Origin of the sequence: Herbiconiux oxytropis (genome assembly GCF_024979315.1) — a bacterium.
Lineage (GTDB): Bacteria > Actinomycetota > Actinomycetes > Actinomycetales > Microbacteriaceae > Herbiconiux > Herbiconiux oxytropis.
The window spans coordinates 89839-103477 of sequence record NZ_JANLCK010000002.1 but is presented as its reverse complement, the minus strand read 5'-3'; the positions used below and the strand labels follow the sequence as shown (position 1 = coordinate 103477).

The 13639-nt window shown below is 72.0% G+C and carries 8 protein-coding genes; all 8 read right to left on the bottom strand.

Going from position 1 to position 13639, the window contains the following annotated elements; all coding sequences use genetic code 11:
* Nucleotides 1–67: 67 nt before the first annotated feature.
* The 8 genes from N1028_RS03565 to N1028_RS03530 all read right to left on the bottom strand — a co-directional run bounded on the left by N1028_RS03565 (nt 68) and on the right by N1028_RS03530 (nt 13536).
* The gene (locus N1028_RS03565; protein ID WP_259525446.1) at nt 68–334 is read right to left on the bottom strand and encodes a WXG100 family type VII secretion target; all 267 of its coding nucleotides are present in this window, start codon (nt 332–334) and stop codon (nt 68–70) included.
* Nucleotides 335–476: 142 nt separating this feature from the next.
* Nucleotides 477–5000 carry a type VII secretion EssC family protein gene (locus N1028_RS03560; RefSeq protein WP_259525445.1) on the bottom strand — a complete coding sequence of 1508 codons (4524 nt, stop codon included), beginning with the start codon at nt 4998–5000 and terminating at the stop codon, nt 477–479.
* A gap of 9 nt (nt 5001–5009) precedes the next feature.
* Nucleotides 5010–5762, bottom strand: coding sequence for an FHA domain-containing protein (locus N1028_RS03555; protein WP_259525444.1), 753 nt, complete (start codon nt 5760–5762; stop codon nt 5010–5012).
* 3 nt (nt 5763–5765) lie between these two features.
* A complete protein-coding gene (locus N1028_RS03550) occupies nt 5766–7379 on the bottom strand; it encodes a serine/threonine-protein kinase (RefSeq protein WP_259525443.1) in 1614 nt (537 codons plus the stop codon).
* On the bottom strand, nt 7376–9004 hold the full coding sequence (locus tag N1028_RS03545) for an FHA domain-containing protein (protein ID WP_259525441.1): 1629 nt from the start codon (nt 9002–9004) through the stop codon (nt 7376–7378). Before N1028_RS03545 ends, N1028_RS03550 begins: the two co-directional genes overlap by 4 nt.
* Nucleotide 9005: 1 nt before the next feature.
* Nucleotides 9006–9896, bottom strand: a complete 891-nt coding sequence (locus N1028_RS03540) for a PP2C family protein-serine/threonine phosphatase (RefSeq protein WP_259525440.1) — start codon at nt 9894–9896, stop codon at nt 9006–9008.
* Entirely contained in the window at nt 9893–11203 is a 1311-nt protein-coding gene (locus tag N1028_RS03535; protein WP_259525439.1) for an RDD family protein, read from the bottom strand. Before N1028_RS03535 ends, N1028_RS03540 begins: the two co-directional genes overlap by 4 nt.
* Nucleotides 11203–13536, bottom strand: a complete 2334-nt coding sequence (locus tag N1028_RS03530; RefSeq protein ID WP_259525438.1) for a transglutaminase TgpA family protein — start codon at nt 13534–13536, stop codon at nt 11203–11205. The genes N1028_RS03535 and N1028_RS03530 overlap by 1 nt, the downstream gene beginning before the upstream one ends.
* Nucleotides 13537–13639 lie beyond the last annotated feature (103 nt).

Genomic DNA, 13639 nt, shown 5'->3' with positions numbered 1-13639 from the left:
AGCGTGCGGATCGGATAGATGAAAGAAAAAGGGGGCGGGAGCCCCGGAGGACTCCCGCCTGTTCCAACTAGGCGTTGGAGGTGGCCTCCTGGTCGGAAGCGTTCTTCGAAGCCTTCTGCGAGGCGTCCTCGAGGGCGGTGATGACCTGCTTCAGAGCGGCGGTGTGGGTGGAGTTCCACTCGTTGCGGAAGTTCTCCGCATCCGGACCCGTCCACTGCACGCTCTGGAGGGCGCTGGTGAGAGTCGTCAGGATCTGCTGGACCTGCTGCGACTGGGTGTTGAGCTGCTTGCTGAGCGAGCGAACCTGCTCGACGTCGAGACCCCAAACGGCCATGATTCTCTCCTTTTCGTTCCGCGGTACCGGGCTGTCCGGTTCCGCTACTTCCTGTGAGTCGTTCTCACAAGGAAGACACTACGGACAGGTGTCGAAGCACGCGATGGGGAGAAGTCCCCATGACCCTCGATGACACCTGGAGTCAGTCGTCGCGGGTCGCCACCTGCAGCTTCGTGACGCGACCGCCCTGCACGAAGAATCCCCGGCCAGGCGGCAGATCCGAGCGCTTGAAGCGGCCGAGCGATGTGCCGAGCAGGGAGTCCCCGTCGAGCTCTCCCGGCACGAGGAGAAGGCCCCGTTTGGAGTTCTTGAACGAGCCTCCGAGGGTCCATGCCGACGACCAGGTCGACGATTCGCTCTCGCCCACCACGAACACGTCGTCGCGGAGCGCGCGCTTGATCAGCCTGTCGACGTCGGCCTCGGCGGGGGAGCCGTTGAGCTCGCCGATGTTCTCGACGAAGATCGCGAACTGCCCGGGCTTCAGCGTCTCGGCATCGAGCTGGGCCGTGACGTCGTCGGCGAAGGCGGTGATCTGCGCCGGGTCGTGCAGCGAGATGCTCCAGATCGGCAGCGGGGTGAGGTTCGTCTTGCGGGGCGAGACGTGAACGAGCCGGATGCGCGGATCGGCGCGCCTGAGGGCCGTCGCCATGGTCGCGATGGCCGTGGAGCGCCCGCTGCCGGCGGTTCCGGCGAGCAGCATGGCGCCTCGGGCCCTGATGGCGAAGGGGCCGAGCGAGTCGTCGCGCACACCGATGACGGGCTGCAGGTCGGCCGGCTCGGTCGACGACCCGGATCCGGGCAGCGTCGCCGGCAGCGAGCTGAGCGGCACCGACTCGGCGAGGTGCTCGATCGGCAGCGCCGGCGCCACGCCCTGGCGCCGCATGGCCTCCGCGAGCTTGGCGATCTCCCGGGCCTGCACGGCCACGTTGGAGTCGGCGCCGAGCACGGCCATCTGCACCTCGTTGCCTTCCATCACACCGCGGCCGGGGGGCGAGACGGCCGAGAGGGTGTCCTTCGGGGCGTTCACGAGCGCGTAGTCGTCCTCGCTCGCGAGGCGCAGGATGAGCCGCCGCTGGATCGTGGAACCGAGCGATGCGGGCACGGAGTTCGGCCGGTCTCCCGTGACCACGATGTGCACACCGACCTGCCGGCCGTCGGTGGCGATCTGCGAGAAGGTCGTGAACCAGGCGGAGTGCCCGCCGAACTCGTACTGCTCGCGGAACGCACCGATGCCGTCGACGAGCACGAGGATGCGCGGCTCCGCCGGGGCGTCGGCGATGCGCCGGTACTCGCCGATCGAACCGGCCCGCACGGCGGAGTAGCGGATGGAGCGGTCGTCGACGAGGTCGCGGAGCATCCGGAGCAGCCGGATGACGCGCTCCTCGTCGTCGCCCGAGATGATGGCGCCCACGTGAGGCAGCTCCTGCAGCATGCTGAGGCCGCTCGAACCGAAGTCGAGGCCGTAGACGTGCACGGGGCCGCCCCGGGGAGTCACGGCCGCCGAGACGGCGATCGTGCGGAGCGTGGCGCTCTTGCCCGCGCCACCGGTGCCGTAGATGGCCATGTTGCCGTCGCGGTCGGGCTCGTAGAACACCGTGGGCTGGGACTGCGACGCCGGGTCGTCGATCACGCCGAGCAGCAGCTGCTCGTCGGTGCGAGGGTTCGGCAGCAGCGAGAAGTCGTAGACGGCCGCGAGCTCGTCGAGCCACGGCTTCCGGGGATCGGGGATGTCGGCGAGCTTCGCGGCGTTCCGGATGCTCGTGACGAGCCGGGCGATGTCGGTGGGCCCGGGATCGGCCTGGAGGGGCGCCTCGATCTCGGGCACCTCCCAGGTGGCGCCCGAGCCGAAGTCCATCTCGATCATGTCGATGCGGGCGCGCGGCACCTCGTTGGTGGTCCAGCCTCCGGCGTAGCCGGTCTGGAACGAGGCGAGCCGGCCTGGGCCGGTCTTCGCGGCGCCGCGGCCCGGGATCGACTGGTCGAAGTACGCGGCCATCGGGTCGCCGAGGATGTCGCTGGAGTCGTCGGCGTCGGCCATCCGGAGCGCGATCCTGAGGTTGGTGTTGGCGCGCAGGTTGTCCTTGATGACACCGGCGGGCCGCTGGGTGGCGAGGATGAGGTGGAGGCCGAGCGAGCGGCCGCGCTGGGCGACGTCGACGACGCCGTCGACAAACTCCGGCACCTCCTGCACGAGAGCCGCGAACTCGTCGACCACGATGAGCAGGCTCGGCGGGGTCTCGGGGTCGCCGGTCTTCTCGAGCGAGACGAGGTCCTTCGCCTTCTTGCGGTTGAGCAGGTGCTCCCGGTAGCGGAGCTCGGCCCGGAGGCTCGTGAGCGCACGGCGCACGAGGTGCGGCGAGAGGTCGGTCACGAGACCGACCGTGTGCGGCAGACCCACGCAGTCGGCGAAGGCCGCGCCGCCCTTGTAGTCGACGAAGAGGAAGGTGGCCCGGTCGGGGCTGTGCGCCGCCGCCATGCCGAGCACCCAGGACTGCAGGAACTCGCTCTTGCCGGCGCCCGTGGTGCCGCCCACGAGGGCGTGCGGGCCCTGGTTGCGGATGTCGAGATAGAACGGCTCGGTGCCGGAGTGGCCCACGAGCGCCCGCAGCGACCCCTCCTTCTTGCGCCGCACGAGCGGTGCGCCGGAGCGGTCGGCGATGGAGTTGCTCTCGCGCCAGCGGTCGATCACGGCCTCGGGCACCTCGGCGAGCTCGGTGCCGACGAGCGAGAGGTAGGAGACCGAGCGCGGCAGGTCGGAGTCGTCGTCGATGGGGGCGCCGACGTCGACGACCGGGGCGAGCTGACGGGCGAGCCGGTGCGCGGTCGCGGCGTCGACGGTCTCGCACTCGAGTGGGAAGGTGTGCTCGCCGAGCCGCACCTGACCGGCGGTACCGGAGGCGCCGGCGGCCCCTGACGACGCGGGCTCCGGATCGACGCTCACGAAGCTCCGGCACGCCGCCGGCAGGTCGCCGATCGAGGGGGCCGACCAGAGCACGTGCACGTTCGCATCCGCCCCCCGCTCGACCAGGCGGGTGAGCCGCCCGCGGTCCAGCGGCGTGTCGTCCTCGATCACCACGAGCACCGACGGGGTGATGGGGTGTGCGAGCTCCTGCTTGTCCTTGTCGGTGTCGATCGGGCCGCGGGGGCTCGGCGCGCCCGCGGTGCGGGAGTCGATGAGCGCCTCGAGGCGCGAGAGCAGCGCGGCACCCGAACCCGGGTTGTCGGCGAGGTGGTCGCCGCCGAGCGGGCTGTGCGGGCTCGTGGTGTGCGGCAGCCACTCGAGCCACTCCCAGGTGGCGCGCGAGGTGGGGGAGGCGAGCGCGCAGATGACGAGCTCGGAGGGGGAGTGCAGGCCCGCGAGCTGGGTGACGATGCCGCGGGCGACGCCGTGCCGGCCGTCTCCACCGCCGGCCACGCCGAGGGCGCCGGCCTTGCGGAACTCGACCACGATCGGCACGCCGTCGATGCGCGAGAAGCGATCGGCGATCTCCTCCACCTGCGCCCAGTACTCCGGCAGCGCCTCGTTGGCGTTCGGCATCGAGATCTTGTCGCGGCTCGGGCCCGTGCCGATGCCGAGGCGCGCGGTGAGGAAGGCGGTGTGCTCGGGGCGGTGCGTCCAGAGCAGCTGGCCGAGCCGGTCGACGGCGTCGACGGTCGCGCTCACGGCGGGTGCCTCGGTGAGGCGCACGGCCCGCTGGATGCGCTGCTTCTCGTGCATCGACTTCACGAAGGCGTCGATCTGCTCGTTGAAGAGCTTGATCGCGTCGCGGAGCTGACGCCTGGTCTGGAGCTTGTGGTCGGCCCAGGTGCCGATCATGATGATCGGGCTGAGCGCGATGAAGATCAGGCTGAGAGCGGATCCGGTGGCCAGGAACAGGATCGGGCCCATGAGCAGCGGTGCCGCGAGCGCCACGAGCGGGAAGCGGATGGGTTGGGGCTGCTTGGGCGGTGACGGGGTCGGGAACTCGTCGCCGGGATAGCGCGCGACGACCCGCGGCGACCGGTTGAACTCGATCACGGGGGTCGAGGGTGCAGCTCCGCCGAGGCGCTGCAGCGGCACGACGCAGATGGCCGTGTCGCCGAGCATCACGACGTCGGCGGAGGAGAGAGTGGTGCGCGCCACCTGCTCGCCGCCCATCACGAGGCCGTTGGCCGACTTCATGTCGATGATCTCGACGTGCTCGCCGATGTTGATGCGCGCGTGGCGCTTGGAGATGAGCCCGTCGGAGAGCCGCACGTCGATGCCGCGCTCGCGGCCGATGTAGCTCGACCCGAACGGCAGTGCGAACTCCGCCCCGGCATCCGGCCCGCTCAGCACGCGCAGCGTCGCTGCCGCCGGGCCGCTCGGGCCCGCCGAGGTGTAGCCCTCGCTGTGCTGGGCGAGCTCGAGCACCGAGCCCGACCTCACCCCGGACTCGAGCAGGTTCGAGGAGGGGTCGAGCACCCGGGCGGCCCCGGAGGCGCCGGAGACCTGCAGGGTGAGGTTCGACGGCGCGGCGGCCAGGGGATCGGTCCGCTCCGTGCCCGATCGCTGCGGATCGGCGCGCTGCGGATCGGCACGGTAGATGGCCTCGGCGATGTCCGAGACGCTCGCGGTGGCGTCGGCGGTGATCTGGAGGTTGTCGCTCGAGCCGCCCGGGCGTCTCAGTGTGGCCTTGATGCGCATCCGGTGCTGCTACCTGTCGTCGTTGTCGTCGCTGGGCTGGTCGAGGAGGGGCAGGTCGGCCTTCGTGACGAGGCGGGAGAGCACCGCGTACTCCACCAGGCGAGCGCGTCGGTTCGTGGCGAGTGCGCCGACCCCGCCCCGCAGGCCCTCCACGCCCGTGCGGCTGAGCTTGTCGCACACGTTGTCGAGCTTGCGGTTGAAGCGGCTGAGCGCCCAGCCGAGCCGCTCGGCGGCGAGCTGGGAGGAGGGGATCTCGCTCGTGCCTGTGCCCTCGCGCTTCAGCATGGGCTCGGCGAGGGCGAGGATGAGCAGCTTCTGCGAGGCGGTGAAGGTGACGGCCCCGACCGTGGTGGCGCCGCTGCCCGAGGGCACGGGGGAGGAGTCGAAGAAGGTCGGGGCGGTGGTGTGCACCGTGAACTCGTAACTCGTGGGGCCGGCGGTGAAGACCACGGTGGTGAGGCCGAAGACGATGGGCATGCGGGCGCCCGGGGCGAGCCAGGCCTGCATGGTGCGGCTCGCATCCGAGACCGTGGCGCTGAGGCGGGAGCCCACGTTGGAGAGCCACCACATGCCGTCGACGTTGGAGATCTGCAGGAACCGGCGGTGCAGGTACTGGTTGTCGTCGATGTCGAGGTCGGCCTCGCGACCGATCTCGAACGGCTTCTCGTGACTGAGCGGGAACCACTCGCCGCAGAACTCCACGCTCGCGTCGGAACGGGTGGTGGGGGCACCGGGGGGAGGGGTGGTCGTCTCGTCGATCATGGTCTACTCCGCACAGGCCGTCGTGGGCTGGGAACCGTCGCCGTCGACTTGCACGATGGTGACGTCGACGCAGACCTGCCCCGCGCCGATCTCCTCGGCCGGCACGAAGGCGGTGGTCTCGTCGGTCTTGAACATCGGGGACTCCTTGCCGGGCGTGACCACCTGCCAGGCGTAGACGTCGCCCGCCTCGGGGTGCGGGTTCGTCCAGGTGAAGGTGGCGCCCTCCGGGGAGAGGGTCCCCACGAGCTCGGTGGGGCTCTCGACGGTCGTCTCGCCGATGTCGATCTGGTCGACGGGCTCGTCGGACTCCTCGATGGCCTGCTGGGCGGGGCTCCCGCCTTGGTTGAGGGCGAAGACGAGGCCGCCGATGCCCACGAGCAGCACGAGCGCGGCCGCACCGAGGATGTAGGGCAGCGCGCGCCGCTTCGAGGGCGCCTCCTCCGTGGCCTGGGGGCCGGTGGCCGGGCGGTGCATCGTGGTCTCGAGGGCGGGCTCGTCGATCACGAAGCCGCGGGAGTCGACCCGGGGAGGCGCGGCCGGGGAGCCGCCCCGGAGCATCGTGTGCTCGACGGGCTCGTGAGCGGCGGCGGCGGGCGGGGTCGTGGGCCTCGACGCGGGCGGCCTCGACGTGGGCGGCCTCGACGTCGTGGGCCGAACCGGTCCCGTGGGGTCGATCGAGACCATGCCGCGGATGCGGGTGTGCCCCTCGTCCTCCTCCTCGACCTCGTCGGTGTCGACCTGCTCGTCGAGCACGTCGGTGGGGGTCACCGACATGCTGAGCTCGAGCTGCACCTTCTGCAGGGCCCTGGCGAACTCGAGGGCGCTGCCGTAGCGCGCGCTCTCGCGCTTGGCCATCGCGGTGGCGAGCACCTCCTCGAGGCTCGGCGGCACATCGGGCCGGCCCGTGCGGGTGAGCGGCGAGCCCTGGATGCGCGCGATCAGGTCGAGCCCCGAGTTCGAGCCGCCGGGCACCTCGAACGGAGAGCGACCGGCGAGGATCGTGTAGACCGTCGCGCCGAGCGAGTAGATGTCGGCTGCCACTCCGCTGGCCGGCGCCGAGCCGAAGACCTCGGGCGGCGACCAGGGGATCGACATGCCCACCGACTCCTGCTCGCCGCCGCCCACGAGCGCCACCGAGATGCCGAAGTCGGTGAGGGCGGGGCGGTTGTACTCGGTCACGAGGATGTTGGCGGGCTTGATGTCGCGGTGCAGGATGCCGGCCCGGTGCGAGGTCTCCACCGCACCCGCCACCTGGATGCCGATGCGCAGCGCCTCGGCCACGCTGATCTTCTCGCGCCGGTAGCGGGCGCCGAGGTTGGGCTTGGGGCAGTACTCCATGGCGAGGTACGGCCGGCCGTCGGAGGAGATGTCGGCCTGGTAGATCGTGACGATGGAGGGGTGCGTCGACAGCTGCGCCATCAGGTTCGCCTCGGCGTCGAAGCTCTCGCGGGCGCCCTCGGTGAGCGCCTCGGAGAGCAGCACCTTGATGGCCACGCGACGCTTGGGCATGCGCTGCTCATAGAGGAAGACGTCGGCGAAGCCGCCCGAGCCGAGCAGCTGCAGGTAGGCGAAGCCGGGGATCTCGGGAGGCGCGGAGGGGGGCCTGCGCGCGTTCACGGGATCTCCTCGAAGGTCACGGTCACGCCGTCGCCGATGTCGACGATGTCGCGGGAGAGCACGAGCACGGGCTCGTGGGGGCCGAGGCGGAGCGGCGGGGTCCCCTCGCGGTGCAGCACCGAGCCGTTGGTGGTGTCGAGGTCGACCACGAGCACGTGCCGGCCCTCGAGGCGGATCTCGAGGTGGTTGCGCGAGATGTCCTGCTCCGGGCTCGGCACGGTCACGAGCACGGGCACGCGGTCGACCTGCACGCGGTTGGCGCGGGGCCGGCGGCCGATGATGACGGGCTTGTCGAGCGGATGCGTCTCACCGGTCGAGAGCACGATGCGGCCGAGCGCCGAGTCGGGCAGCGCGTCGGGGGCATCTCCACCGGCAGCGCCGAGCCGGCGCATGGCCTCGAGCTCGGAGACGGTGACGGTGAGGCCGTCGTGGTCGTCGTCGGCCTGGGCGGCCGGAGCGACGGGGGCGGGGGGCGCAACGGGGGAAGCGACCGGGGGTATCGTGCTGCCGGCGAAGCTCGCACTGCCGGAGGCGGCCCCCAGGCCACCGAAGCCCGGCACGCTGTCGATGAGGCCGGACGACTGCACGGGGGGCGATGGTGCGACCGGCGCTGCGGTCGGCGCTGCGATCTGCGCAGGCGGTTCTGCCGCAACGGAGGACGGCGCGGGGGGTTCCGCGGCGACGGAGGGCGCTCCGACCTCCTCGGCCTCGTCGTCCTCCTCGAGCTCGCGCACGGCCGCATCCTCGACCGACTTCACCACGGTGGCTCCCCAGAGGTGATCGTAGGCGTCGTCGGGCAGCTCGTCACGGGTGTGCTCGAGCTCATCGACCTCGTCGAGGTCGTCCACCTCGCTTGCCGCCGGCGCGTCCACCGCCGCGGCATCGTCGGCCACCGCATCGTGGTCGGCCACCACGGCATCGTCGGCCACTGCCGCGTCGGGGTCGGCCTCGTCGCCCTCGGCCACCTCGACCGGGGGCCCGGGGTCGGCCGCCTCGGGGGCGGCCTCCTCGATCATGCCGTCACCGGTCATGAGCGTCGCCTCGGGCACCTCCGTCGCGACGATGGCGGGCGCGGGCGCGGGCGCGGGTGCGGGTGCGGGTCCGGCGACGGGCGCAGCCTCCTGCACGGCCGGTGCGGCCACCACCACCCCGGCGCCGGCCACGTCGAGCTCCACCGACGACACGAGCACCACGCCATTGGCGACGCCGAAGCGCTGCCCGGACGCGCTCTCCGGCGTGCGCAGCGTCAGGTGCCTGGCCTCCGCGACCACGCGCTCGCTCCAGGTCGTCACATCGGCACCGGACACGGTCAGCGAGACGGCGGTCCCGGCATCCGAGCCCTCCACGACGTCGATCGTGAGATCACCGCGCACCGCGAGCCGCACCGTGGAGCTCGACACCGCTGAGCCGGACACCGTGGCCACGGCGAAGGGCGGGAGCGAGCTCAGGCTCGTGCCGAAGGTGCCGGTGAGCGCCTCGAGCACGGCTCCGAGACCCTCTCCGGCCTGCAGCGCGGCCCAGACCCTCTCGAGCAGGCCGGCGTCGGTGCCCGCGGGCAGCACGGCCACACCCTGCGGCACGACCACGGCGCACCAGGGGCCGGGGGTGTAGTGGAGGCTGGTCATCTCAGTTCCTTCCGCCGACCTCGACCGGCCCGCGGGGGATGGTGTCCTCGCCGTTCCGCCCGTCGTCGTGCTCGTCGTCGCGGCTCTGGGGTGCACTGCGCACGGCCGACACCGAGTCCCAGGCGTCGACCACCACGGCCGTGAGGTTGTCGCGACCGCCGCGGGTGAGGCCCTCGTGCACGAGCCGGGTGGCGGCATCCTGCGGGGTGCCCTCGTCGAGCAGCACGCGCGCGATGAGCTCGTCGTCGAGCTCGCCCGAGATGCCGTCGGAGCAGATCAGCATGCGGTCGCCGGACTCCACGGGCACGAGCCAGTAGTCGGCCTCGAACTCGCCGCCCGCGCCGAGAGCGCGCGTGATGACGTTGCGGCCCGGGTGGGTGGCGGCATCCGCCCGGTCGAGCTCGCCCTCGTCGAGCAGCTCCTGCACCACCGAGTGGTCGACGCTGATCTGCTCGAGCTCGCCCGAGGCGAGACGGTAGGTGCGCGAGTCGCCGAGGTTGAAGACGAGCCAGTAGGCCGTGCCGTCGCTCTCGGCCACGGCCACGCCCGATACGGTCGTGCCCGCGCGGCGCCGGCCGGAGGAGGCGAGCGCCGTGATGGTGGTGTGGGCGCGCTTGAAGGCGGTGCGGATGTCGGTGGGGGCGAGCGAGTCGGGCCCGGTGAGCGCGGCGAAGGCCTCGACCGCGAGCGAGCTAGCGACCTCGCCGGCCTCGTGCCCTCCCATGCCGTCGGCCACGAGGAAGACGGGCGAGACGGCGAGCAGGGAGTCCTCGTTCGCCCGGCGCCGGAGCCCCGTGTGCGTCGAACTGCCCACCTCGAGCTGCAGCGCCGCGAGCGGCACCCCGCTTCCGTACGCTCCGCGCTGCTGCCCTGCTCGTTCCTCGTCGCTCATGCTCCACTCTCCACCGAGAAGAGCCTCGTGCCCACCCGCACGCGGTCGCCCGGCACCACGGTGAGGCGCTCGCCGGGGTCGAGCGGGTACTCCACGCCGTCGGCGCGCACGATCGCCGATCCGTTGGTGGAGCCGCGGTCGCTCACCCAGACCGCACCGGAATCCACGCCGAACTCGAGGTGCGTCTTCGACACCGAGAGCGTGTCGCCCGAGAGCGCGATGAGCACGTCGCTCGGGTCGCCACCGGGCGCCACGGGGTCGCGCCCCAGGGCGCCGTGGCGGATGATCGGCACGATCTCGCCGGTGTCGAGCCGGAAGACCGTCACGCCCGTGGCGAGAGGGGGTCGTGCCGAGTCGGAGAGGCGCGTGCTCTCGAAGTCGTCGGCCGCGGCCTCGGCGGGCGTGATCACGGGGGCCGCGGGGGCGAAGCCCGGCACGGAGGCGATCGGCGCCGACGGCGCGGGAGGCGCGGCCGGCGGGGCGTAGTCGACGGGCGCCATCGCCGGTGCGGCCGGTGCAGCAGGGGCGGACGGGGCAGGAGGTGCAGCAGGTGCACCGTACAGCGCCGGATCCTGCTGCTCGTAGGTCCCCTGGTCGAGCAGCAGCTGACCGGGCAGGGCCTTCAGCGGGTTCGGACCCGCCTTGATGTCGATCACCCAGGTGCGGCCGACCTTGTCCTGCCAGCCCCGCATGCGCTTCTCGCCGTCCCAGAGCGGCGACAGCAGCACGACGTACTGGCCCACTCCGAAGACGAGGGCGCCCGCGGCCACCACGAGGTTCCGCAGCAGCACCCAGCCGAGCCCCGGCCGGCCGAGCCTCGTGACGTTCACGATCCGGAGGCCCATCACGAGCTTGCCGAGCGAGAAGCCGAGGAACGACTCCAGGAAGAGCTTGGCGAGCGGGTAGAGCATCAGGGGCAGGAACAGCAGCACCGCACTGAGGCCGGACACCGAGACCACGGTGCCGTCGGTCACGACCTCGATGACACCGACCGCGAGCAGCGGCAGCACGATCACGAGCCACAGCACGCTCGTGACGAGGCCGTCGAGCAGGAACGCCACCACGCGCCGGCCGAAACCGCTCGGGATGATGTCGCCGTAGCGGATGGGCGGAGCCGCGGGTTCGGGCCGCCAGCCGTCCATCGGCCGCCCGGAGGAGTCGACGAGCGGCACCTGCCCTGCCACCTGGCCGAGCGCCACCGACTGGCTGCGCACCGCCGCGGGCGTGCCGCAGACCAGGCAGAACTGGGCGCTGCGGGGCACGGGCGAACCGCACTGCACGCAGGGGTACGACGTCGCGTCCGTCATCATCGGCCTCCTCGGGTGGTGGTGCGGGGCGTGCTGCGGGCTGTGCTGGTGCTTCGGCGCCGGAAGAACGAGCGCACCGACCATGCGGCCAGGAACCTCTTCCAGGCCGACCGCGACCTGCGCATGGTGTCGACGATGGAGTCGACCTCGGTCCAGTACTGGTCGACCTCCTGCTCGGTCGGCTCGCCCGGGCCGAAGACGCTGCCGTCGGCCCTGGTCGCCACGGCCAGCACGGGGGCCTCCGGATACGCGGTCGCGAGCGCGGCGGCGTCGTCGCGGCGGGTCGCCCCGTGCGGCACGGGGGTGCCGAGGTCGCCCGCGCGGTCGACGATCTCGTCCCAGCCACCGCTCACGCGGTCGGCGGGCCGTGCGGCGAGCCGGCGCTTCTTGCGGCGCCGGAGCTTCAGCAGCACGATCACGAGGAGCGGGGTGAAGACGACGATCAGGAGCGCCAGCAGGCTTCCCGCCGCCAGGAACACGGGCAGGAAGTCGAAGCCCTCCTCCTCGACCTCCTCCTGGTCGGTGTCCTCGGTGCGGATGTCCGGCGGCAGCTCCGCGGGCTCCTGCGGCGGGGGCGGCGGCTGCAGCACCTGGGCCTTGGGGTCGGACTTGGGCTTCGGGGCCTCCTCGAGCGGCACCTGGTCCTCGGGCGGCGTGGGGTCGAATCGCACCCAGCCGGCGCCCTCGAACGGCACCTCGACCCAGGCGTGGAGCTGGTCGCCCGTGATCTCGTAGGTCGACTCGGGGCCCGTGTAATCGTCGGGGTAGAAGCCCATCACCACGCGAGCAGGCATGCCCATCGAGCGCACCATGAGGGCCATCGCCACCGCGTACTGCTCGTCGTCGCCGATCATCTGCTCGGCGTCGAGGAGCGACGCGATCCGCTCGGCGCCGTGGCCGGCCCGGGAGACGGCCTCGCCCTCGAGACCGTGGCTGAAGAAGCCGTTCTGGCTGAGGTTCGAGGCGATGTTGCGCACCTGCTCGATGGGCGTCTCGGCGTCGCCGAGGTACTCCGAGGCGAGCGAACCCACGATGTCGGGCACGCCCGTGGCGCGCGGCATCGTGATGTCGTCGATCCCGCGGCTGGCGAGCTGCTCGTCGTTGAAGGTCTCGGGCAGCACCGTGTCGATCGCGTACTCGTCGCCCGCCGTCACGCCCTCGGTGTTGAGCGCCACTCCGGTGGCCGCGTTGTAGTGCAGCGTGCCGCCGAGCTCCTCGGCGCGGTCGCCCGTGAACCGGAAGGCGTCGAGGTAGCCGGTGTCGGGGAGCCACACGCCGTCGAGCCCGGTCATCGTGAACTCGAGCGAGGCGGGGTCGCCCTCGACGTCGTTGGTGATCTCGCTGCTCACGCGCGTGAACGTGCCGGAACCGGTCGTCCCGTCGCCGCCGACGTTGTAGACGATGCCGTCGTAGTCGTCGAGGGTGGCGAGGCGGATGCGCGCGTCGTTCGGCAGCCCCTGCACCGTGAAGAGCGACTCCTCCTTGAAGTCGCGCACGTAGCTGCGGAAGCCCACGAGCGGGCTCGCGTAGTCGTGGAGGTCCAGCGGCGGCACGATCTGGTCGCGGATGACCTCGCGGGCGGCGGCAGGCACGAGGATGCCGCCGGTCACGAAGCCGAGCCCGAGCGCGGTCACGACGAGGCCGGCGCCGAGCGCGAGACGGGTGGTGCGGAGCTTCTTGGCGGTCTCGGGGTCGATGCGGGTCGAGCCGTCGAGACCCGCAGCTCCGGCGCCAGTGCCGGCGCCGGAGGTGCCGATGGTCGCCGCCGAGCGTCGCTCGTGCCGGCGCCAGGCCGCCCAGGTGAGCGCGAGCCCGGCGAACACGAGCCCCTGCAGGGCCGGGAACGCGGCTTCCCGCGTGCCGAAGGCGATCGCGGTCACGAAGAGCACGGCGGCGGGCAGGAGCGCCCAGGTGGCGTTCTTCAGCCGCAGCGCGAAGCTCGTGGCGAGCACGGCCATCAGGAGCGAGGTCAGGAAGGGCACCACGAGCGTGCCGTCGAACTCGCCCACGGGGGTGACGAGGGTCAGCACGTCCTTCCAGGAGAAGACGATGCCGAGCACGATCGTGCGGATCGTCTCGAAGGTCGGCACGACCCCGAGGATCGTGGTGCCGGGGGCCGCGAGCGGTCCGCCGAAGAGCAGGTAGACCACGATGGTGACGGCGGCCACGATGACGATGTTCAACGACAGCCGCCATCCGGCGAACCCGATCAGGATGCCGAGCACGATGCCGCCGATGCCCGCCACGAGGTAGCCGGCCCCGCCGAACGCGGGCCCGAAGCCGAGCACCGAGACGAACAGCAGCAGCGCGATCACGCCGGCGTCGATCGCCATCGCCCACGGCGCCCTGGCGTTCCTCGGCAACGGCGGCAGGAGGGGGGTGGACGCGCGAGGGGTGGACGCGCGCGTGGAAGCAGGGGGTGCGGCGGCGCGGCGC

Bases quoted from the DNA above. Each gene is read 5' to 3' on its own strand.
- N1028_RS03545 (WP_259525441.1), bottom strand. From the start codon at position 9,004: ATGACCAGCCTCCACTACACCCCCGGCCCCTGGTGCGCCGTGGTCGTG.
- N1028_RS03565 (WP_259525446.1), bottom strand. From the start codon at position 334: ATGGCCGTTTGGGGTCTCGACGTCGAGCAGGTTCGCTCGCTCAGCAAG.
- N1028_RS03530 (WP_259525438.1), bottom strand. From the start codon at position 13,536: ATGGCGATCGACGCCGGCGTGATCGCGCTGCTGCTGTTCGTCTCGGTG.
- N1028_RS03555 (WP_259525444.1), bottom strand. From the start codon at position 5,762: ATGATCGACGAGACGACCACCCCTCCCCCCGGTGCCCCCACCACCCGT.
- N1028_RS03535 (WP_259525439.1), bottom strand. From the start codon at position 11,203: ATGACGGACGCGACGTCGTACCCCTGCGTGCAGTGCGGTTCGCCCGTG.
- N1028_RS03560 (WP_259525445.1), bottom strand. From the start codon at position 5,000: ATGCGCATCAAGGCCACACTGAGACGCCCGGGCGGCTCGAGCGACAAC.
- N1028_RS03540 (WP_259525440.1), bottom strand. From the start codon at position 9,896: ATGAGCGACGAGGAACGAGCAGGGCAGCAGCGCGGAGCGTACGGAAGC.